We start from the raw sequence: 20,202 nt of genomic DNA on the forward strand, positions 1-20,202 counted from the left end.
GGCGTACGAGATCCACGAGCAGGGTCGCGATCAATGGACCGTGGACGATCAGGCCCGGATACCCCTCTTCCTGCGTAACGTAAGGGTGATCGTAATGAATCCGGTGACCGTTGAAAGTCAGCGCCGAGTAGCGGAACAGCAGCACCGGGCTGGTCGGAATCTCGCGGCTGAAGGTTTCATCGACGGGCGCTTTGGCCGGCTCTTTCTTCGGCGCGCTGGAAGCATCGGGGGCGGGCTCGTCGCGGTAGACAATATCGTGCTCCTCTTCGATCCTGAGCGCACCGTCCACTTCAATTTCGTGCTGCACCGTGACGAACACGAGCCGCCCGGTACGGCCCGTCTTGTCTTCGATATTCACAATGGTCGACGTGCGTGTCGCCTCTTCGCCAACCGCCAGCGGCGCATGAAATGTCAGGCGTCCGCCTGCCCACATACGGCGCGGCAAAGGTACTGGCGGCAGGAAACCACCGCGTTTCGGGTGACCGTCGGGACCGGTTTCAGACAAGGGCGAAATCGGTAGAAAATAGAGCCAGTGCCACAACGGCGGCACATTTTTCGTCTCTGGTTCGCGGTTCAGCGTAGCGGCCATGGCCGCCAGCGGGAACGCGGTGATGACGTCATGGACAACTTGCGTTCTGTCCAGCCAGTCGTCCAATTTTTCAGTTGAGTCAGGCACTTCGGGCACGATGGCGTCTCTCGTTGTACGTGGCAGTCGGGTCGATAAGCGGCATTAGCAATGAATGCAACTATGAACCCGTCTACCCGTTTCGCGAAGTCGTCATTTCTGAAGCGGGGGTTTTGTTTTACTTAACGCGCAGTGCATTGCGCCTCGCGCGCAAGCGAGCGGAGGCCCGAGCTCCATCGCCATCGGTCGACCGGCTTTTTACATAATCTTATTCGGGCAGCCATACGGGGAAAGACTCGTCATGCTGCCCGAACGAGCCACTTCTTCTAGTTGCCCAAAGGCACCGGCGCATTTGCCGCTATCAAACCATCTTGCTTGAGCAAAGCCCAAAGCCCGGCAGGAATGCGCGCTGCCGCCAACGCGATATTTTCGCTGATGCGCGCAGGACGGCTCGCACCCGGGATGATGCCCGCCACCGCCGGATGTGCCAGCGAAAACTGCAGCGCCACCGACTTGATATCCACGTTGAAGCGCTCACAGATCAGCTTGATCCGTTCAACGCGTTCGATCATTGCCTGCGGGGCCTTCTGGTATTCGAAATGCTCGCCGCCTGCGAGCAATCCCGAGTTATACGGGCCACCCACAACGATGCCAAGACCTCGCCTTTCGCAAGCAGGCATCAGCCGTGCAAGTGCGGTTTCGTGATCGAGCAGCGTATAACGCCCCGCGATCAGGAAACCATCGGGATCGGCGCGTTCGAGCGCGAGCTCACAAGCTTCCACTCGATTCACACCCAGGCCCCACGCCTTGATCACCCCTTCATCGCGCAGACGCGTGAGCGCTTTCGCAGCGCCGTGCATGGCGGTGTCGAATACGGATAGCCAGTTATCGCCGTGGAAATCCTTCGCCGGATCGTGAATCCACGCGTAGTCGAGATGATCGGTTTTCAGACGCCGCAAGCTGTCTTCGATCGAACGCAGCGTGCCGTCTTCGGTGTAGTCATACACAATCTTGTTCGGCAATCCATGTTCGAACAGACCGCCCTTCTCTCCCAGGTCACGCTGATCCGGCGCCTCGAGTTCGTCGAGGATCAGGCGGCCAACCTTGGTCCCGAGCACGTACTCGTCACGCGGATGGTTCGACAATGCCTCGCCCAGGCGGATCTCCGCGAGACCCGCACCGTAGAGCGGCGCACCATCGAAGTAGCGAATCCCTGCTTGCCACGCGGCCTCGACCGTGTCGAGTGCTTCCTGTTCGGGGATCTCGCGGAACATGTTGCCAAGCGGCGCAGTGCCGAAGCCAATACGATTTGGAATGGTGATGCGCATGATGAATTCCTGACAAAAAGTGGATTTACTGGCTGCCGGCTGCTGCCGTGCCTGACAGGGATTGAGATTCAGATTGAGATTGGCGTGCAAGGGGATCACGCCGGTCGAGCCAGCCACTCAGCACCGTGAGCGCCAATGCGACTGCCACGATGACCGCGCCAATCCACGGCGTATTGATCAGCCCCAGGTGAGCGACGATCTGCCCGCCTGCCGCCGACCCTCCGGCTACGCCCAAGTTGAAGGCCGCGATGTTGAGACCTGACGCAACGTTCGCCGAGCCCGGCGCGAAGCGCTCGGCCTGCATCACCACGTAGACCTGCAAGGCCGGCACGTTGCCGAACGCGACAGCGCCCCAGGCGAGTACGGTGAGCAGCACAAGCGGCTTGGAAGGCGCGGTGAACGTCAGCACCAGCAGCACGACTGCGAGCAGACCGAAGATCACTTTGAGTGCGAACACCGGGCCGCGTTTGTCGGCAAGCTTGCCGCCCCACACGTTGCCGACGGCTACCGAGATGCCGTACACGAGCAGCACCACGCCAACGAATGACGCGCTGAAACCGGAGATTTGTTCGAGGATCGGAGCGAGATAAGTGAACGCGACGAGCGAGCCGCCATACCCCACCGCGGTCATTGCGTAGACGAGCAGCAGGCGCGGCTGCACCAGCACGCGTGCTTGTTTTAGAAGCGGCTGGGGCGCGTCATGCCGGATATTTTTTGGCACGAACCAGAGCGAGCCGGCCAGCGCGACAAGGCCAAAGCCCGCGACGATCAGGAAGGTCGCGCGCCAGCCAAAATGCTGGCCGACGATCGTACCAAGCGGGATGCCCGTGACAAAAGCGACGGTCATGCCGCTGAACATCGTCGCAATGGCGCTGGCGGCTTTTTCCTTCGGCACCAGGTTGGTCGCGATGATCGAACCGACCGAGAAGAACACGCCGTGCGCAAGCCCGGTGAGCACGCGCGCCGCAATCAGCGTTTCGTAACTCGGCGCCCACCATGCGACCAGGTTGCCGAGCGCGAAGAGTGCCATCAGCGCGACCAGCAGCGTCTTGCGCGGCACTTTACCTGTCAGTGCGGTCAGCACGGGAGCGCCGACCGCTACAGCGAGCGCGTAGAGGCTCACCAGCAGACCGGCGGACGGCAGGCTGACGTGGAGATTCTCCGCGATGGTCGGGATCAACCCGACGATCACGAACTCGGTGGTGCCAATGGCAAACGCGCTGATGGTCAGCGCGAGAAGAGCAAGCGGCATGACGGCGACTCCCAAGCGACTCTTTTCGACGATTCGACAATTCGAAGTTCGCAAGTGTCTGCGCTTTGCTCTTTCTCAAAAACCCCGTGAAAGGCAGAAGACTCTTGATTCAGAGTCAATAATTACCGCGACAGCCCTTCCCCGGCAGTTACGCCACCCGTCGGCCTTCCAGGAACGTGGCCCGCGGCACCGGCAAGCGATCGGCCATTGCAACCCGTACGAAATCAGCCCTGAGGCCCAGCGCAATCGCGCCGCGATCCGTCAAACCCGCCGCTTTGGCCGGAGCCGACGATATGGTGCGAATAGCCTGCGGCAGCGACCAGCCCGCCTTATCGACGAGTTCGAACGTGGCGGTCAGCAGACTCGACGGCACGTAGTCCGACGACAAGATGTCGAGCAATCCCGCTCGTGCCATCTCGAGCGCCGATACGTTGCCCGAGTGCGAGCCGCCCCGCACGACGTTCGGCGCACCCATGATCGTCGCAATCCCATGATCCCTCGCCGCCTGGGCAGCCGCCAGCGTGGTTGGAAATTCAGCGAGGACAATACCGTCACCCACGGCTTCCAGCACGTGTTCGACAGAAGTGTCGTCGTGACTCGCAAGCGGCAGACCCAGCGCTTTGCAACGCGCAACGATCTCGCTGCGATGAACCCGCGCGTACCGCTGCTGGTCGTCAGTCAGTTCACTCAGCACCGTGCTCGCGTGTTCATCGGTCCATTTTCCATGACGCTCCTGATACTTGCGCCACTGCACCGGATCGTGCCACTGGCGCTGGCCCGGCGTATGGTCCATCACGGAGACGAGGCGCAGCAGCGAATGCGAAACCAGCCCGTCGAATACGTCGAGCACGTCCGCTGCCGCTATTTCGCATCGCAGATGCAGGAAGTGGTCGACGCGCAGCATGCCGCTCGCCGTCAGCCGCTCGATCGAGCGCGCGCAGTTGGTCTGTATTTCCTTACCGCGTACGCCCACGCCCCCGCGCGAGCCGATGCCGAGTGCATCAAAGACCGTCGTGATACCGGCCGTTGCCACCTGGGCATCGTGCACCAGGATAGCGGCGTCGTGATTCCACACCACGCCCGGTCGCGGCGCAATATGCTTTTCGATGTTGTCGGTATGCAGTTCGACGAGTCCGGGCAACAAATAATCACCGCCCCAGTCCTCCGCTTCTGCAACCGATGTCGTGCCGGGCGCCACTTCGGTAATGCGGCCGTCGGCTACTCGTACTACGCCGGTGAACTCTTCATCACGAGTGACAATGCGCGCGTTTTTGATCAGCATGTCTGCAAGGTTTCCGTAATCGTTGATGCCATTGGTGCAATTGATGCCGTTGCCGCTGTTTCCGCCTGCCCGGCGGGAGCGTTCAGTTGGATCAGACGAGTCGCCACACGTTCACGCGTGTCCTCGTCATGAAAAATACCGACAATTGCCGCGCCCCGCTCACGTGCTTCCACGATCAGGTCCGCCACCACCTGGCGGTTCTCGGCGTCGAGCGACGCGGTGGGTTCGTCGAGCAGCAGCAGAGGCTGTTCAGCAATCAGCCCGCGCGCGATATTGATGCGTTGTTGTTCACCGCCGGAGAACGTGGCGGGCGCAAGCGGCCACAGGCGCCGCGCCACGTTGAGGCGTTCGAGCAACGCGCCGGCACGTGCCCGCGCTTGTTCTTCGTCCATGCCGCGTGAGATCAGCGGTTCGCTGACGAGATCGAGCGACGACACCCGCGGGATAGCGCGCAAGAACTGACTCACATAGCCCATGGTAGTACGGCGCAGCCGAATCACATCGTGTGGCAACGCATCGGATAACGAAAGGTAGTGCGATGATTGGCTTTCATCACGGATGGCAACCGTGCCACGCGTGAGGAGGTAGTTGCCGTACATGCAACGCAGCAACGTGCTCTTGCCGGCACCCGAAGGCCCCGACAACACGACGCATTCGCCTCGTTCTACATCGAGCGACACACCAGCCAGCGCAGCAATACGCACGCCACCCTGCTGATGCAGCGTAAAGGTCTTCTCGACCCCTCTTGCACGCAGCATCAGGGCCGCGCGTTCAGCAAACGCAAGCTCGTTGGAAAGATCAGCATTGGCATTCATTCTTGAACCTCAAACTGGCAGCACGGACGCAACCAACGTCTGTGTATAGGGATGTTGGGGATCATCGAGCACCTGGTCGGTCAGTCCGCTCTCGACCACTCGCCCGTCCTTCATCACCATCAGACGATGCGCGAGCAAACGCGCAACACCAATATCATGCGTGACAATCAGGGCAGCAAGATGAAGCTTGGCGGTTAGCGTGCGCAGCAGGTCCAGCAGTCGCGCCTGCACTGAAACATCCAGCCCCGCTGTGGGCTCGTCCATGAATACAAGGCGCGGCTTCGTAACAAGATTGCGCGCTATCTGAAGCCGTTGCTGCATGCCGCCCGAGAACGCGGAAGGCAACTCGTCGATACGCGTGGCATCCAGTTCGACCTGATTCATCCAGTCCGAGGCTGTTTCACGCAGGCGTCCGTAGTGGCGCGCCCCGTTCGCCATCAACGGCTCGCCGATATTCGCCCCGGCCGACACGCCGTGACGCAGTCCGTCCCGTGCGTTCTGATGCACAAAACCCCAGTCGGTACGCGCGAGCATTCTGCGGCGCGCCATGGGCAACGCGAACAGATCGAGCACGTCATGCTCGACGGTGCGATAGTGCAACGCGCCATCGTTCACGGGGGTTCGCAGCGCCAGCGCATTCAGCAGCGTGGATTTACCGGAACCGGATTCACCGACGATGCAAAGCACTTCGCCCGGATAGATATCGATGTCCACATCGACACAGCCGCCGCGGCCGTCATAGCGCTTCGTGAGTCCACGGCCGACGAGCAGAGGGAGTGCGGGTGTTGAAAGATTCATGCTTCCTCCTGACCTGCGCGGCGATCCTGACAGTAGTCGCTGTCCGAACACACGAACATGCGCGCGCCCGCGTCGTCCACGATCATTTCGTCGAGGAAACTCTCGCGCGAACCGCATAAAGCGCACTCGTGATCCCATTTCTGAATGGTGAACGGATAATCTTCGAAGTCGAGACTCCGTACCTTCGTATACGGCGGGATCGCGTAGATGCGGCGTTCGCGGCCTGCGCCGAAAAGTTGCAGCGCGGGGTTCATGTGCATCTTCGGGTTATCGAACTTGGGAATGGGCGATGGTGACGTGAGATAACGATCGTTCACGAGCACCGGGTAATCGTAGGTGGTCGCAATGCTGCCGTGCTGCACGATGTCCTCGTAATACTTCACGTTGATCAGCCCGTAGTCCGCCAGCGCATGGAGCTTGCGGCTCTCGGTGACGCGCGGTTCGAGCCGGAACAGCGGCTCGGGCATGGGCACCTGGTACACCAGGATCTGCGCTTCAGTCAGCGGCGTTTCGGGAATCCGGTGACGGGTCTGGACAATGGATGCTTCCACCGTGCGCGTGGTGGTCGCAACACCCGCCGTGCGCGCAAAGAAACGGCGGATATTCACGGCGTTGGTGGTTTCGTCCGACCCCTGATCGATCACTTTCAGCGTGTCGCTGCGTCCGATGATCGCGGACGTAACCTGCAAGCCGCCCGTTCCCCAGCCATACGGCAAGGGCATTTCCCGCGATGCAAATGGCACTTGATGACCCGGTACGGCCACGGCTTTCAGCAGCGCGCGACGGATCATGCGTTTGGTTTGTTCATCGAGGTAGGCGAAGTTATAGCCTTCAGCCATGGCACTTTCTTCCATGCGCGCATTCATGCGGCGTTCTCCTCGCTGGGCTCAGGTTGTGCTTGATGCGCTTGATACGCTTGCTGCCCGGTTTGCGCTTCGTGCTCGCGTTGCGCTTCTTTCTCGATGCCCGCACGCAGGCGTCGCAGTAATTCGAGTTCGGACTGGAAGTCCACGTAATGCGGCAATTTCAAATGCTGCACGAAGCCCGATGCTTCCACGTTGTCACTGTGATAGAGCACGAATTCCGCGTCTTGCGTCGGCGACGAAACGGTCTCGCCAAGTTCTTGCGCGCGCAGAGCACGGTCGACCAGCGCCATGGCCAAGGCTTTGCGATCCGAGTGGCCAAAGGCCAGGCCATATCCTTGCGTGAACGTGGGCGGCACATCGCCACTGCCCGCAAACTGGTTGATCATCTGGCACTCGGTGATGTCGATATCACCGATCTCCACCGCGAATCCCAACTCTTCAAGCTCCAGCTCGACGGCGACTTCGCCGTAACGAATCTCGCCGGCGAACGGATGCGAGTTTGCATAACCGCGCTGCGTTGCGTAGCCGACGGCCAGCAGGAAACCTTCATCGGCACGGGCAAGATTCTGCAAGCGGACCGGACGCGCGACGGGGAACATCAATGGCTCACGCGAGAGATCGCCGGGTTCGGGCGCGTCCGCGTGGATCTTTTCCTGCTCGATCAACCCTTCCTTGTCGAGCAAAGCAAGCACGCGCGGCATGGCTTCCTGCTGCGGTGCGGAACGGCTCGCGGTGCTGACGTTGGCCGTGCGCGGGCCGCCTTCGGCGAGCAAGCTGAAATCAAGCAAACGCTGGGTGTAATCGTACGTGCCGCCGAGCATCTGTCCGCCCGGAATGTCCTTGAACGCCGCTGAAATGCGCCGCTCCGCCAGCATGGTTTCCGTGTCGAGCGGCACCGTATAACCGAAGCGCGGCAGCGTCGTACGATACGCCCGCAGCAGAAAAATTGCTTCCACGAGATCTCCGGCTGCCTGCTTGATCGCCAGTGCAGCAAGCTCTTCGTCGTAGACCGAGCCTTCGGTCATCACCCGGGCAACCGCCAGCCCAAGCTGCTCGCGAATCTGGTCGACGCTGAGTTCCGCGAATGCTTCATCGCCGCGCCGGTTGGCCGCGAGCAAGTCCCATGAACGTTCGATCGCGCGTTCTCCGCCTTTGACTGCAACGTACATCAGGCCACCTCCACGCGAGTGGTGCGCGGCAGGCCGATAACCGATCCGCCGTGCACGAAATAACAGTCGATACCGCAAGGAAACTGGCTCGCCAATAACGCGCGCTCATGCCAGAACGAAGCCGGTACGCCGGCGATATGAACCGTGTGCGAATCGCGGATGCCGGGGCCGCGCCACGTCATTTGCGGGCCTTGGTCAAGCGAGTCCACGCGGATGAACAACATGGCCGCGCTCTCCGGCGTCTCCGGGTCACCCAGCGAGAATGCATCCAGCGGCGGCAACGATTGCGCATCGTGCAGGTATGCGAAAACCGCTTGCGCGTGATCGTGCGTGAGCGGTGCGCCGGTATGAAAACGCAGCGCGTCGCTCAAGCCGCGATGCTCATGTTGCAACAGCACGGGCGTCGAATAGTCGGCGAGTGCCAGCAGCGCAGCGAACGCAGCCATGGGCACGTGGACCGCAGCCGTGGTGCCGTCCTGCTCAAGGCCAGGCAGCACGGCGTCGATCGAGACGATCTTGCCAGGCCGCGAAAGGGCGTCGAGCAATGCACGGAACACGCCCTGCGAATCATGGACGATGTCGTTGAAACCAGGGGTCAGGGTCGCGAGGTCGATGCTCGTGACGTCCGGCCCACGCAAGTTTTTTGAAAGCTTGTCAGGTAACATCAGTCGCCCCTTACCATCGTAAAGAATTCCACCTTGGTACCCGCGGCGCGGGCCTGTTTTTGCGCCCGGTTTTCAGCGATGCGCGCCGCGAGCGGCCCCAGCAAGTGCTCCTGCATCCGGGCTTCGAACGCGGGTGTCTGCAGCAGCGCGTCCGCGAGTGCGGCGAGCGTTGCTCGCTCCTTGTCCCGCCCCATATGAACCGCAATACCTACCGCAGCCACTGCAGAGCGCCCCTCGCGAACCCGCAGCCGGAGCGTGGCACGCGTCACCGTCACTTCGCCCAAATTGAACGCGTCGCCGCTGCCGCCGACCCGTCCGCGCACCATCGCGAGGCCGATATCAGGTGCGCGCAGCCAGTCGAATTCAGGCGGCGGGGCACCGTTTAGTGCCGTATCAAGCGCGTCCTTCATGCAGGCCCGCGGCGTGCGCGCCAGTATGGCCAGCCACTCCCGCCTCGTAGCGGGACCGGAATGCGCGGGTGGCGCGGACGTCTGCGCAGCTGTACTCATGGTCTTACCTCGTCAATAAAGGGCGCTTGATCCAAGCCGCGTCCGTGATTTCATCGTCCTGTCCAGCCTCAACGCTACTAGAATAGTCATCCGGTCGTCTAGACGTTTGTGCAACCGGATAAATATTCTTAACTAGCGGCCTGCTTTCACATTTTCGCCATCGGCGGCGCACTACAATGCCGAAAACGATATTCAAACCGACAGGAATGACAACGACATGACATCTAACGAAACTGGCACGCCGGGCCTGGCCGTGGAACGCGGCGCGGGCGTTGCGGTATGGCGTCAGATCGAACAGATTCTTTCGGCGGAGATTACGGCGAAGAGCTTCGGCGAAGATGGCCGCCTGCCAAGCGAGGCCGAACTCGCCCGGCGTTTCGACGTCAACCGGCACACGGTACGACGCGCAATGTTGCGGTTGGCCGCCACGGGGCTGGTGAGCGTCGAACAAGGCCGCGGGACGTTCGTGCAACCGGGCGCGATCGACTATCAGATCGGACGCCGCACGCGCTTCACCGAAAACCTGCGGCGCAACAACCAGGCGTCCGTGGGCGTGGTCCTGTCCAGCACCAAAGTAAAGGCCGATCCGGTGACCGCGAAAGCGCTCTCCCTCCGCGCAGGGACATTCGTGTACGAGATCGAGACTCGGCATGATTCCGACGACGTGCCGCTGACCTATGCACGCAGTTGGTTTCCCGCCATGCGTTTCGCCGACCTGCCCGGCATATTGGCGGGCGTGGAAGGCGTCAGCGCGGCGCTGGTGGAATTCGGCGTGGTCGATTACACGCGTAAATGGAGCCGTATTGGCTGCATCCTGCCTAGCTCGGACGTCGCGCGGCGCTTGCAGATCAATCGTGCGCAACCGGTGATGTGGGTTGAAAGCGTGGACGTCGATGAGGCCGGCGTGCCCATCAAATACGGCATCACCCACTTCGCTGCCGACCGGGTGCAATTGCTGGTCGAGGACGGCGTATGAGCGGCGACGCGAACGACACCGTCCTGGATGCCTGGACGCCTGCTTCGCGCATCGCGCTTTACTACGCACCGGCGGCATCTTCCGCGTGGTGGCGCGCGGGTTGCGAATGGCTTGGCCGCGATGCCGAGACCGGGCGCTCGATTGTGACGCCCGAGGAACCCGCCATTGCCACACTCGGGCAGACCGTTGCCGCGCTGACCGGTTCACCACGCCGGTATGGCTGGCACGGAACGCTCGTCGCGCCTTTTCATACTGCCGAAGGTGTTACGCCACAGCAGGTGTTGTCGGAGGCACGCGAGTGGGCCAGCCACATCACCCGCTTCGATGCCCCCCTGTCCGCCGTCGAGATGGGTCGCTTCGTGGCGTTGCGAACCACGCGTGCGGATGACGACGAATCCATTCGCCGCGTTGCTGCCAGCGCGTTGTACGCGCTCAATTCGCTGCGTGCGCGTCCTTCAGCGGAGGATGCCGAACGACGCCTGGCGTCAGGCTTGACCGGGCGGCAGCAGACCCTGTTGCATGAATGGGGCTACCCCTATGTGCTCGATGAATTTCGCTTTCACATGACACTCTCCGATGCACTTGATTCGGCGTCCGTGCGTGCAGCCATTGTCTCGCTGTGGCAAACCCGCGCTGAAACGCTTGGGGCCCTTCCCTTCCACGAGGCGGCGCTCTTTGTTCAACCCCATGCGGGTGCGCCGTTCACGTTATGGCAGCGCCTACCCTTCGCGAATGCACACTCCGAGGCCCTTGAATGAGCACTGAAACCGGTCGGCTGATCTACGTAATGGGACCGTCGGGCGCCGGCAAGGACTCCTTGCTCGGTTTCGTTCGTGAACGCATTGGCGCGCAGGTGATGTTCGCGCATCGCTACATCACGCGCCCCGTTTCCGATGGCGAGAATCATGTCGCCCTGAGCCACGACGAATTCGCCGCGCGTCTGACCAACGGCGTTTTCTCGATGCATTGGGAAAGTCTCGGGCTGCACTACGGCATCGGCGTTGAGATCGATGCCTGGCTCGCGCGCGGGCTGCCGGTGGTGGTCAACGGGTCGCGCCAACATGCGCCGGCTGCGCTCGAACGTTATCCGTTCACGCAGTTCGTCCACATCCACGCAAGCCCCACCGTTCTGGCGGCACGGCTCGAGCGGCGCGGCCGCGAAGATTCGCGACAGATGGAAGCGCGGCTTGCGCGTCACCCTGTCATGTCGCTTCCCGAACACGCGCGCCTTGTCACCATCGATAATTCAGGTTTGCTGTCGGAAGCGGGCCAGCAACTACTGGCAACGATCAGTCAGCCGCAGTGAAGTAGAATTGGCCGGCATGAGCCGGCCAACACAATCAGATTACACGCTCACGAAGCCACGCGGACCCAAGGTCGATCAGCGTGACGATCACAATCACCATCAGGAGCACGGCTGAAGTTTGTGCATAGTTGAACGAGCGAATTGCTTCGTATAACACAACACCAATCCCGCCTGCGCCCACCATGCCGACCACCATCGCCGAGCGTACGTTCGATTCGAACCGATACAGCGCATACGAGATCCACAGCGGCAAGACCTGCGGCAGCACGCCGTAGAGCACTTCATCAAGACTGCTGGCGCCCGTTGCGCGCACGCCTTCTGCCGGCCGCGCGTCGATCGCTTCAACCGCTTCGGCGAACAGCTTCGCCAGCACGCCGGTCGTATGCACCCAAAGCGCGAGCACACCGGCGAACGGCCCGAGGCCCACCGCGACAATGAAGAGCATCGCGAACACCATTTCATTGATCGCGCGGCATGAATCCATCAGGCGACGCACGGGTTGCACGATCCACAGGGGCGCAATGTTGGAGGCCGACAGCAGCCCGCACGGCACCGCGCACACCAGCGCGAGCGCCGTGCCCCACACAGCCACCGCCAGCGTGACGATCATCTCGTGAACATAGGTGCGCCAGTCGGCGAAGTCCGGCGGGAAGAAGTCCTTGCCGAACTGCAGCATGTTGCCGGAGTCGCTGAAGAGATCGAGTGGGCGCATGTCGGCGCTGTGCCAGGACAGCCCGAGAACCGCCACCACCACTAACCATCCGAACATGGACAGCCAGCTTCGCTTGGGCTGCCCTAGTTCGAGCTTCAGCGGCAGCGAACCCTCTCGCGCGCTGTTGAGGGAAAAGGCGTCGGCGTTGTGCTTCACTTCGCCGCCACGCTATCCAGTTGCGCGAGCTTCTGGTCGAGCGCCGCGATCTGCGATTTCTTGTCCGAGTCGGACATATGTGCGTCGTTCTGGACCTGCTGCTTCTTCTGGAACAAGGCCATTTGACGGATCGGGATGAGCTGCGCATCGGTGGAATCCGTGAAACCCGACAAGCCGGTGATGCCCGCCATGATCGCCTGCTCGCGCGGGTCGCTCTGCGCGTAGTGATCGAAGAAATTGCGCAGCTTGTCCTTGGTCGCCTGCGGCAGGTCACGACGCCATACCAGCGGGTCCGACGGAATCAGCGGCGACTTCCACAATATGCGCACCTGCTTGAGCAAATCGGGGTGATTTTGCCTGAGCGTCTCGACCATGTCGGTGTTGTTGGTCGCCACGTCGACACGGTTGTTCACCACAGCGAGCATGTTCGCTTCATGGCTCGACGGAAGCACGCTCTTGAAGTCGCTGCGCACCGAGATGCCGTTCTTCGCGAACAGGTAGTACGACGGCACCAGCGTGCCCGAGGTGGAGTTCGGGTCGCCGAAACCGAGGTTGATATCGTGCGTGTTTTTCAGCACCTGGTCGATCGTCTTCCACTTGCTGTTCACGTTTGTGATCAGCAGCGAGTAGTAGCCCGCTTCGCCGCTCTTGTACTTCACCTTCGCAAACACTTCGCCATTGCCGCGGTCGACCGCTTCGATAGCGGAGGCGTTACCGAAGTAGCCGATCTGCACCTTGTTAAAGCGCATGCCTTCGATAATGCCGGCATAGTCGGTCGCGAAGAACGCCTTGACGTCGAGACCGGTCTGCTTGTTGAGGTCGTCGATCAGCGGCTGCCAGCGCTGCTTGAGCGCGGACGAATTGTCGGTCGAGATAATGCCTAAGTTAAGCGTTTCGGCACGTACCGCCTGCGTGACAAAACAGGCAGCAAGGGCCATACCGGCCAGAAGAAGACGGGCTGATTTCATCGAATAAGTCCAGGTTTGGGAATGTTCAAAGCGGAGGTTCAAAAACACAATGAGGGCATGCGTTCAGGAGTTCGCAGCGGACGCCGTACCGGATACCGAAGCGAACACGGCTGAGCGGGCTGACGCACCTTCCGGGCGCGCAGCGGCACGGTCCACGGCGCGCTCTGCAAGTTTCTCCACGTCGCGCAGTGCGCTCTCCGTGTCGGTCAGCAGCTCTTCGGCCGCCGCGCCGTAGAGGTCGCGCAAAAGGGAGGGTGTAAGGCTGGCTGACGGGCCGTCGTACACCACGCGGCCGTCGCGCAGCGCGACGGTGCGCGCGCAATATTTCATCGCTACGTCGATCTGATGCAAGGACACCACCACGGTCAAACCGTGATCCTCGTTCAGCGACTGAAGCAGTTCCATCACACGCCGCGACGACTCGGGGTCAAGCGACGCAATAGGTTCATCGGCGAGGACAATGCGGGCTCGCTGCACCAGCGCACGTGCGAGTGCGGCGCGCTGTTGCTGACCGCCGGACAACGTGCTGGCCCGCTCGTTGATGTGATCTCCAATGCCCATCGCGCTGAGCGACGCCATTGCGAGCTCATGCTCCGCCCGCGGAAACCGGCCGATAAGACGCCGCCACAACGGCACCCGGGACAACGCGCCAAGCAGCACATTGGTGCGCACGGTGAGACGTCCCACGAGATTGAACTGCTGAAAGACAAACGCGACATCCCGGCGGATTCGACGAACCTCTCGCGCGACCTTGCCGTTTTGCTGGATGGGCCGGCCGAGCAGCGTCACATGCGAGGGCGCGGGGTCCGATGCTGTAAAGCCGGCAATGTGCCGCAAAAGCGTGGACTTCCCTGAACCCGATGCGCCAATCAGCGCGATCATTTCTCCCTCGCCGACTTTCAGGTCGATGGAGTCGAGTGCCTTGCGGCCGTTATTGAACGTCTTGCAGAGACGTTCAATGTGAATTGCATCCATGGTGTCCTCACACTCGCGTATCAAAGCTTTTCAGCATCGAGACAGATTCTAGGAACACAACATGACGTCGCGGTGACGCTTGCAAGACGTCTAGATGAATACACGACTCAGAACCATTTCAAACGGTAACAACGCTGTGACGAATCGTATGGTCGTGCTGTCACCGGCGGCTCGGAACCGCCGCCGGGATTGACCAAAATTTAGGGAATGAAGCTCTCGCGCGTGGCGCGGATCGTTGCATCGGTTGTTGTCGAAACAGGTTTGGAGGTGCCGCCGAGCTTTTATGGGCAAGAACATGTTGTGCGACGCACCACTCAGTCCAAGATCAGCGCGATCCCAAGTGCCGATTCATACGATTTCGAAATGTCTGAAATACCGGACAGCCGCGCCTATACCCCTGCCGCCCAATCACTGCATTGCGCGCGAATCGCCCGTTCTCCGTCCGGCACGAGGCCGGCCCCGAATAGCACGCGTGGCCTTATTCCCCAAAACGATACGGTCGAGTAAACATTCACTTGAGCCCGGTCGCGCCTAGTAAGACAATCCGTTTCATCCGACGATAATCGGATCATGTGATTAAGTATCTACGGTAGTTCAAACAATTCGGCCCGACACAGCCGACAGCCTTCATCAATGAATGGGGCTGCTAAAACTTACCCGAGAACATGCTCACCTCCCTGCTCCCGCCAACCATCACGCCCGCGCTGCGGCTCTGTTTCCACCGCCGCTCGATGGATCAGCAACGGCCGCTATCAACGGTTACCATGGCCTTTACCGTGGTGGCGTTCCTGATTTTTGTCATCGCCCGCGCCCACGTAACGGGTATCGACTTACCGCTCTGGCCGCGCCTGACATGTGCGCTCGCCATGTTGCTGCTAGTTGCGGCCATCCCCAAAGCGCCGTCTACTTTCATATTCGGCCTTATTGGCGTGCTGTATGTCGTGGTTCTGCAGATCGGGATCGTGATCAATGTCGAGGGCGTGGAAAAACCGCTCTTCTGGATGCTGCCCGCCGGCATGGTCATCCCTATCTGCGCGGCGCCGCTATGGCTGACGCCGCGGCATTTCATCCTGGGAACCATTGCGTTCTACCTGGCCGGGCTGCCCTTTGTGGTGGCCGTGCCCTTCACGCACGACGACTACGTCTTATGCGCAATGTGGGTGGCTATTGGCATCCCGACCGCGACCACGTTTCATTTCGGCTTCTATTGGTTCCGGCTCAACCACTTCCTGCTCGAAGAGAAACTACGTGCGCTCGCCGCAACTGATCCTTTGACCCAACTCCTGAACCGGCGCGCTTTTTTCGAGCAGGCGGAACAGATACTGAGCGAGACGAAAGGTCACGATGAAGTCGTCAGTGCCATCTTCCTGGACATTGATCGCTTCAAGTCCCTGAACGACCAGTACGGCCACGCGCGAGGCGACGAAGCGCTGATGGACGTCACCAAGGTCCTGAACGACGCCGTGCCCGCGCACGCGGTGGTCGGCCGGCTGGGGGGCGAAGAGTTCGCGGTCCTTATCAAGGCAACCGGTCCAGATCGCGCGACCGGGCTTGCCGACACACTGCGCATCCTCGTTGCATCAATACTCCGGCCCGATGGCTTTCTCACCGCCAGCTTCGGCGTCGCGCATCGCCGGCCGGACGAGACCGCCACCGAGTTGCTCGACCGTGCCGATGAAGCGCTATTGCGCGCGAAACACGCGGGCCATAACCGGGTGTTCGTCGAGCAAGCAAGGCGCGTCGAGCGCGTACGCGCCACGGCGCTTGATGAAGACACTGACACACGGGTCGACGAGGAGCCGGTCGTTGTCACCCGCTGGGGCGCGTTCGATCTGTTCACCCACTACCAGCCGGTTTACAGCTTGTCGCATCAGAAGCAGGTCGGTTTCGAAGCCCTGCTTCGCGGCTCCGATCGGCATGGCACGCCGCTGCAGCCCGATAAGCTGTTCGCCTCGCAATCGAATTCCGGTACCAGTGACCTGGATTCACTGACCCACCATCTCCATCTCGCGAACGCCCGCAAGCGTCTGCCGGATGACTGCTGGCTCTTCCTGAACGTCGCGCCGTCCACCTTCATCCAGCCGGGTTATGAGCAGACGCTGGCCGCTATGGTCTTCGAAGCAGGACTCGATCCTCGCGGGGTGGTGCTGGAGATTCTCGAGTCCGAAGGGGTGGACGTCGAGGAGCTTGCGCTCGCCGCGTGGCGGTATCGCGGCTGCGGTTTCCTGATTGCAGTCGATGACTTCGGCACGGGCCACTCCAACCTCGACCGCCTCCTGCGCATCCAGCCGGACTTCGTCAAGCTCGACGGCGCGTTGATTCGCGCGAAGAGCCGTGCCTCGGATCAGCCTCTGCTTCCCACCATTGTTTCGCTGCTGCATCGGGCGGACATGCTGGTGGTGGTGGAAGGGATCGAGACGACTGAGGAGCTCATCCTGGCGGTGGAATCAAACGTCGATTTCGCCCAAGGGTTCTTGCTGGGCAGACCAAGTGCAACGCTGCCCTCGGCGGCGGCGGTCACGCGGCGCATCGATCATGCATTCGATGTGATTGCCGAAGGCCGGGCCGTGCGGACCGCGCGCTTTGAAGCGCAGCTGGCGCCGTATCTCGCCATGCTCAACACCGCGGCGGCGGCGTTGACGAACGGCGCCAGTGTGGAAGACGCCATCGCTCCCATGGCGAAACTGGACCTGTGCAAACGCTGCTTTGTCCTCGACGATACCGGGCGCATTTTGGGGCAGGAAATTGGCGGCCGCGCGGGATCGGGCGCGGACTTCCGGCTCGGGCCGTTGTTCGCGGCGCAATCGGGACGATGGGATCATCGGCCGTACTACTGGAAAGCGGTCGCGAACATGGGCAAGGCTGTGTTTTGCCAGCCGTATTTATCGCTGACAAGCGGGCGCGCGTCGGTCGGCGTGACCATGGCGTTCAAGTGCGACGAGCGGGTGATGGTTGTCGGAAGCGAACTGGACTGGACGTCGCCGCATCTGGCATGGCCCACGGCGGAGTGAGGGCGAAAATTGGCGCCACTCGCGCACGATGCATGAGATCGGTTAGCCAATCGCAGACCCTTATAACGCTGCGATATGACCATAGCCTTACCCATAGTCGCCGTTGTTCGTCAGCATCACGTCCCTCCGGCAGTGATCGCAGGCAAGATGCACTGAAAGGTCGCACCGTGCTGGATGTTGTTGGACGCCTCCATTCGCCCCTCGTGGGCTTCGATGATCGAGCGGCAGATCGACAATCCCATGCCCATTCCGTTGGGCTTCGTGCTGAAGAACGCATCGAACAGTAGATCCGCATGCTCCGGGCTGATTCCGGCGCCTGAGTCTTGTACCGCGACGACTACGTTTGCTTCGCTATCCTCATGTGATTCGATCCGGAGCGCACGTGGCCTGTCGCTAATACCATCCATCGCCTGGATGCCGTTCATCACCAGATTGAGTACGACCTGCTGGAGCTGGACCCGATCGCCGAGCAGAGGAGGTAATCCGCGCGCAAGCTTCAGGCATAGCAATACGTGATGACTGAGGACCTCGTGCTGTGTCAGCGAGACTACGTCATTGATGACATCGTTGAGTTGTAGCGGTATCTTCTGCCGCACGTTCTTCTTAGCCAGGCTACGGATATGGTGAACGATTTCGCTCGCGCGCCTGCCTTCGGCGATCATTTGGGTCACGCAGGCCCGTACCTCGTCCGGTTGCGGCGCCGGGTGATCGAGCCATCGTACACAGGCCTCGCCGTTCGTCACAATTGCAGCGAGCGGCTGGCCTATTTCATGGGCGATGGAAGCGCTGAGTTCTCCGAGCGTTGTCAAGCGCGTGACACGAGCAAGCTCGGACTGCGTCTCGTGCAACTTCTGCTCCGCCTGTTTGGCCTCCGTCACGTCCATTATCGCGCCCACGAACTGCAGTCTGGCCGCTTCGTCCGTTGTCGCGTGCGCCACAACACGGAGGTGGCTGACGGTGCCGTCGGGCATCATGAGCCGATGCTCCAGGTCAAAATCCTGCCCGGTGCTTGCTGCCAGGTCGATCGCCTGCCGAACCCGTGCGGCGTCGTCCGGATGCATGCGCTCAAATAACAACTCGACAGTGGGATGGACTCCGGCATCGTATCCGAAGATCCTCAACGTTTCCTCAGACCAGGAAACTTCGCCGCTCGATACGTTCCAGCCGAAACTGCCGGTGCGGCTTAGCTTCTGCGCCTCGGCCAGATAGGTTGCGTGACTTTGTCGAAGCATCTCTTCGGCCCGTTTGCGCGCGCTGATGTCATTGCCAGTCTCGAGCGTCGCTTTCGGTTGCCCGCTGTGGTTGCGCTGCAGCGCCCAACGGCTCGACACCACCACCTCGATGCCATCCCGCTTTGTATGGACAAGTTCGCCCTCCCAACGCCCGGTGCGCACCAAAGTATCCGTGATCTCGCTAAGCGCCATGGGGAAACGAGTATGCAGGAAGCTGTGGATGACTTTGCCCGTCGCGTCTCCTCGTTTCCACCCATAGAGTTCCTCGGCACCGCGATTCCAGTATTTAATTACCCCATTCATGTCGCGAACAATAACCGTGTCAAAAGTAAGATCGAGGAGCTCGGCCTGTTCGTGCCTGACTCTTACGATTCTGCGTACATGCCTGACCAGTGCAGTGATGACCAACGACGAAATCAGAAAAGAGACGAGACCGGGCAGATCCTCCTTGAGCTGCATATCCAGGCTGAATATCGGCTTGATAAAGAAAAAATCGAGGCACGCAATGGCGACAAGGGAGAGAAAGACGGACGTGAGAAAACTGTCCAGCAGGGACAGCAGAACGATGATGATCAAATAAACGCACTCAGTTGCAACCTCGTTGAACCCGATCTTGAAGCACACCCAGGTGACCAACGCGAGAAGAGCGCAGCCCGATAACCATAGCAAGGCCATATACCGCAACTGAGCCACCCGGTTCCCCGTGCCTGATCGCCAAGTCTGAGACGCGGACGAATGCTGCCTCTGATCGTCGCCGTCCATTGGCCCAAAGGGAAAAGTCATGATTTCTCGGGCAATTTGAAAGGTGCAATAAGCGTATGCTAATCGTTAGGTAACGCATTGCAAGTGTGGCTGATCGGGGCACATTGAGAGTCGCACGATCGTACCGGTCTCTATTATCGTCAGGCAAAAGCCGGCAGGAAGCGGCGAACCCTGCAGATCCACTATGCCTGTTACTTCGGTCTACAAAGTGGGATAGTGGATCATCTGATGAGACCATCGTTTCAGAAGGCAAGCTGGGGAAAACGCGCCCACAGTCTTGTGCATCTGCGGCGCCGCCGACTCCGTTCTCCTGCGATCGCTTGCGAGGTACTCAGATGACTGCAGGTCCGACCCACCCAATGTCAGCTCAAACGGGAAGCGACGGTCCCGTCATCTACGTTGTTGACGACGACAAGGGAATTCGGCTTGCTCTCAGCACACTCCTGCGCTCCATTGGCCTGCGCGTCGAAGCATTCGAGTCCCCTGACGAATTCCTGCGATTCCCACACTCCGCCGGGCCAAGCTGCCTCATCCTCGACGTGCGGCTCCGCGGAAAAAGCGGCATGGCTTTTCATCAGGAAATCGTCAATAGGGGCATGCGTATTCCCGTCCTCTTCATGACGGGTCACGGAGACATCGAGATGGGTGTGAAGGCGATGAAAGCCGGAGCGCTGGACTTCTTTGCCAAGCCGTTCAAAGACCAGGACATGCTCGACGCAGTTGCTCATGCATTGGCGCGAGACAGTGAACGGCTCGCGGCGGAAACAGCGCTAGCCGATCTGCGCGCTTCATATC

At 60.8% G+C, this 20,202-nt stretch carries 19 protein-coding genes; 5 read left to right on the forward strand and 14 right to left on the reverse strand.

Annotated elements, in window-relative coordinates; genetic code table 11:
- From JWR14_RS16550 to phnG, 10 genes are all read right to left on the reverse strand, one after another.
- On the reverse strand, positions 1-676 hold a 676-nt coding region (locus tag JWR14_RS16550; RefSeq protein ID WP_299708672.1), incomplete at its 3' end, for a MaoC family dehydratase N-terminal domain-containing protein.
- Between the two features lie 275 nt (positions 677-951).
- On the reverse strand, positions 952-1,953 hold the full coding sequence (locus tag JWR14_RS16555) for an aldo/keto reductase (protein ID WP_299708621.1): 1,002 nt from the start codon (positions 1,951-1,953) through the stop codon (positions 952-954).
- 25 nt (positions 1,954-1,978) lie between these two features.
- A complete protein-coding gene (locus JWR14_RS16560) occupies positions 1,979-3,205 on the reverse strand; it encodes an MFS transporter (RefSeq protein WP_299708624.1) in 1,227 nt (408 codons plus the stop codon).
- Between the two features lie 148 nt (positions 3,206-3,353).
- Positions 3,354-4,487: an alpha-D-ribose 1-methylphosphonate 5-triphosphate diphosphatase gene (locus JWR14_RS16565; protein WP_299708627.1), complete on the reverse strand. Its 1,134-nt coding sequence runs from the start codon at positions 4,485-4,487 to the stop codon at positions 3,354-3,356.
- The gene (phnL, locus tag JWR14_RS16570; RefSeq protein WP_299708630.1) at positions 4,481-5,302 is read right to left on the reverse strand and encodes a phosphonate C-P lyase system protein PhnL; all 822 of its coding nucleotides are present in this window, start codon (positions 5,300-5,302) and stop codon (positions 4,481-4,483) included. The genes JWR14_RS16565 and phnL overlap by 7 nt, the downstream gene beginning before the upstream one ends.
- Before the next feature lie 9 nt (positions 5,303-5,311).
- Positions 5,312-6,100, reverse strand: a complete 789-nt coding sequence (gene phnK, locus JWR14_RS16575) for a phosphonate C-P lyase system protein PhnK (RefSeq protein WP_299708633.1) — start codon at positions 6,098-6,100, stop codon at positions 5,312-5,314.
- Positions 6,097-6,966 (reverse strand): alpha-D-ribose 1-methylphosphonate 5-phosphate C-P-lyase PhnJ, encoded by an 870-nt coding sequence (locus tag JWR14_RS16580; protein WP_299708636.1) that lies wholly within the window; start codon positions 6,964-6,966, stop codon positions 6,097-6,099. Before JWR14_RS16580 ends, phnK begins: the two co-directional genes overlap by 4 nt.
- A complete protein-coding gene (locus JWR14_RS16585; protein WP_299708639.1) occupies positions 6,963-8,135 on the reverse strand; it encodes a carbon-phosphorus lyase complex subunit PhnI in 1,173 nt (390 codons plus the stop codon). Before JWR14_RS16585 ends, JWR14_RS16580 begins: the two co-directional genes overlap by 4 nt.
- Positions 8,135-8,800, reverse strand: coding sequence for a phosphonate C-P lyase system protein PhnH (gene phnH / locus JWR14_RS16590; RefSeq protein ID WP_299708642.1), 666 nt, complete (start codon positions 8,798-8,800; stop codon positions 8,135-8,137). The genes JWR14_RS16585 and phnH overlap by 1 nt, the downstream gene beginning before the upstream one ends.
- Positions 8,800-9,309, reverse strand: coding sequence for a phosphonate C-P lyase system protein PhnG (gene phnG / locus JWR14_RS16595; RefSeq protein ID WP_299708645.1), 510 nt, complete (start codon positions 9,307-9,309; stop codon positions 8,800-8,802). Before phnG ends, phnH begins: the two co-directional genes overlap by 1 nt.
- Before the next feature lie 217 nt (positions 9,310-9,526).
- Between phnG and phnF the strand changes: the two genes are divergently transcribed.
- From phnF to phnN, 3 genes are read left to right on the forward strand one after another with little or no spacing between them, the layout of a single operon-like run.
- Positions 9,527-10,285, forward strand: coding sequence for a phosphonate metabolism transcriptional regulator PhnF (gene phnF, locus JWR14_RS16600; protein ID WP_299708648.1), 759 nt, complete (start codon positions 9,527-9,529; stop codon positions 10,283-10,285).
- Positions 10,282-11,043: a DUF1045 domain-containing protein gene (locus JWR14_RS16605; RefSeq protein WP_299708651.1), complete on the forward strand. Its 762-nt coding sequence runs from the start codon at positions 10,282-10,284 to the stop codon at positions 11,041-11,043. Before phnF ends, JWR14_RS16605 begins: the two co-directional genes overlap by 4 nt.
- Positions 11,040-11,591, forward strand: coding sequence for a phosphonate metabolism protein/1,5-bisphosphokinase (PRPP-forming) PhnN (gene phnN / locus JWR14_RS16610; RefSeq protein ID WP_299708654.1), 552 nt, complete (start codon positions 11,040-11,042; stop codon positions 11,589-11,591). The genes JWR14_RS16605 and phnN overlap by 4 nt, the downstream gene beginning before the upstream one ends.
- A gap of 34 nt (positions 11,592-11,625) precedes the next feature.
- On the opposite strand, the gene phnE is transcribed toward phnN, so the two are convergent.
- From phnE to phnC, 3 genes are all read right to left on the reverse strand, one after another.
- Positions 11,626-12,360 (reverse strand): phosphonate ABC transporter, permease protein PhnE, encoded by a 735-nt coding sequence (gene phnE / locus JWR14_RS16615; RefSeq protein WP_299708675.1) that lies wholly within the window; start codon positions 12,358-12,360, stop codon positions 11,626-11,628.
- 95 nt (positions 12,361-12,455) lie between these two features.
- Positions 12,456-13,427 carry a phosphonate ABC transporter substrate-binding protein gene (gene phnD, locus JWR14_RS16620; protein ID WP_299708657.1) on the reverse strand — a complete coding sequence of 324 codons (972 nt, stop codon included), beginning with the start codon at positions 13,425-13,427 and terminating at the stop codon, positions 12,456-12,458.
- Between the two features lie 63 nt (positions 13,428-13,490).
- Positions 13,491-14,402 (reverse strand): phosphonate ABC transporter ATP-binding protein, encoded by a 912-nt coding sequence (gene phnC / locus JWR14_RS16625; protein ID WP_299708660.1) that lies wholly within the window; start codon positions 14,400-14,402, stop codon positions 13,491-13,493.
- A gap of 665 nt (positions 14,403-15,067) precedes the next feature.
- Here phnC and JWR14_RS16630 point away from each other — a divergent pair.
- Entirely contained in the window at positions 15,068-17,413 is a 2,346-nt protein-coding gene (locus tag JWR14_RS16630) for a bifunctional diguanylate cyclase/phosphodiesterase (RefSeq protein ID WP_299708663.1), read from the forward strand.
- Positions 17,414-17,529: 116 nt separating this feature from the next.
- Here the strand turns inward: JWR14_RS16630 and JWR14_RS16635 are convergent, their stop codons facing one another.
- A complete protein-coding gene (locus JWR14_RS16635) occupies positions 17,530-19,428 on the reverse strand; it encodes a PAS domain S-box protein (protein WP_299708666.1) in 1,899 nt (632 codons plus the stop codon).
- Positions 19,429-19,742: 314 nt separating this feature from the next.
- Between JWR14_RS16635 and JWR14_RS16640 the strand changes: the two genes are divergently transcribed.
- The coding region (locus JWR14_RS16640) for a response regulator (RefSeq protein WP_299708669.1) at positions 19,743-20,202 on the forward strand (460 nt) is incomplete at its 3' end.

The sequence above is a fragment of the Caballeronia sp. genome (assembly GCF_028292365.1).
Taxonomy (GTDB): Bacteria; Pseudomonadota; Gammaproteobacteria; order Burkholderiales; family Burkholderiaceae; genus Caballeronia.

Coding starts and splice junctions, on each gene's coding strand:
- JWR14_RS16555 (WP_299708621.1), bottom strand. CDS start 1,953: ATGCGCATCACCATTCCAAATCGTATTGGCTTCGGCACTGCGCCGCTT.
- JWR14_RS16560 (WP_299708624.1), bottom strand. CDS start 3,205: ATGCCGCTTGCTCTTCTCGCGCTGACCATCAGCGCGTTTGCCATTGGC.
- JWR14_RS16565 (WP_299708627.1), bottom strand. CDS start 4,487: ATGCTGATCAAAAACGCGCGCATTGTCACTCGTGATGAAGAGTTCACC.
- phnL (WP_299708630.1), bottom strand. CDS start 5,302: ATGAATGCCAATGCTGATCTTTCCAACGAGCTTGCGTTTGCTGAACGC.
- phnK (WP_299708633.1), bottom strand. CDS start 6,100: ATGAATCTTTCAACACCCGCACTCCCTCTGCTCGTCGGCCGTGGACTC.
- JWR14_RS16580 (WP_299708636.1), bottom strand. CDS start 6,966: ATGAATGCGCGCATGGAAGAAAGTGCCATGGCTGAAGGCTATAACTTC.
- JWR14_RS16585 (WP_299708639.1), bottom strand. CDS start 8,135: ATGTACGTTGCAGTCAAAGGCGGAGAACGCGCGATCGAACGTTCATGG.
- phnH (WP_299708642.1), bottom strand. CDS start 8,800: ATGTTACCTGACAAGCTTTCAAAAAACTTGCGTGGGCCGGACGTCACG.
- phnG (WP_299708645.1), bottom strand. CDS start 9,309: ATGAGTACAGCTGCGCAGACGTCCGCGCCACCCGCGCATTCCGGTCCC.
- phnF (WP_299708648.1), top strand. CDS start 9,527: ATGACATCTAACGAAACTGGCACGCCGGGCCTGGCCGTGGAACGCGGC.
- JWR14_RS16605 (WP_299708651.1), top strand. CDS start 10,282: ATGAGCGGCGACGCGAACGACACCGTCCTGGATGCCTGGACGCCTGCT.
- phnN (WP_299708654.1), top strand. CDS start 11,040: ATGAGCACTGAAACCGGTCGGCTGATCTACGTAATGGGACCGTCGGGC.
- phnE (WP_299708675.1), bottom strand. CDS start 12,360: ATGTTCGGATGGTTAGTGGTGGTGGCGGTTCTCGGGCTGTCCTGGCAC.
- phnD (WP_299708657.1), bottom strand. CDS start 13,427: ATGAAATCAGCCCGTCTTCTTCTGGCCGGTATGGCCCTTGCTGCCTGT.
- phnC (WP_299708660.1), bottom strand. CDS start 14,402: ATGGATGCAATTCACATTGAACGTCTCTGCAAGACGTTCAATAACGGC.
- JWR14_RS16630 (WP_299708663.1), top strand. CDS start 15,068: ATGCTCACCTCCCTGCTCCCGCCAACCATCACGCCCGCGCTGCGGCTC.
- JWR14_RS16635 (WP_299708666.1), bottom strand. CDS start 19,428: ATGACTTTTCCCTTTGGGCCAATGGACGGCGACGATCAGAGGCAGCAT.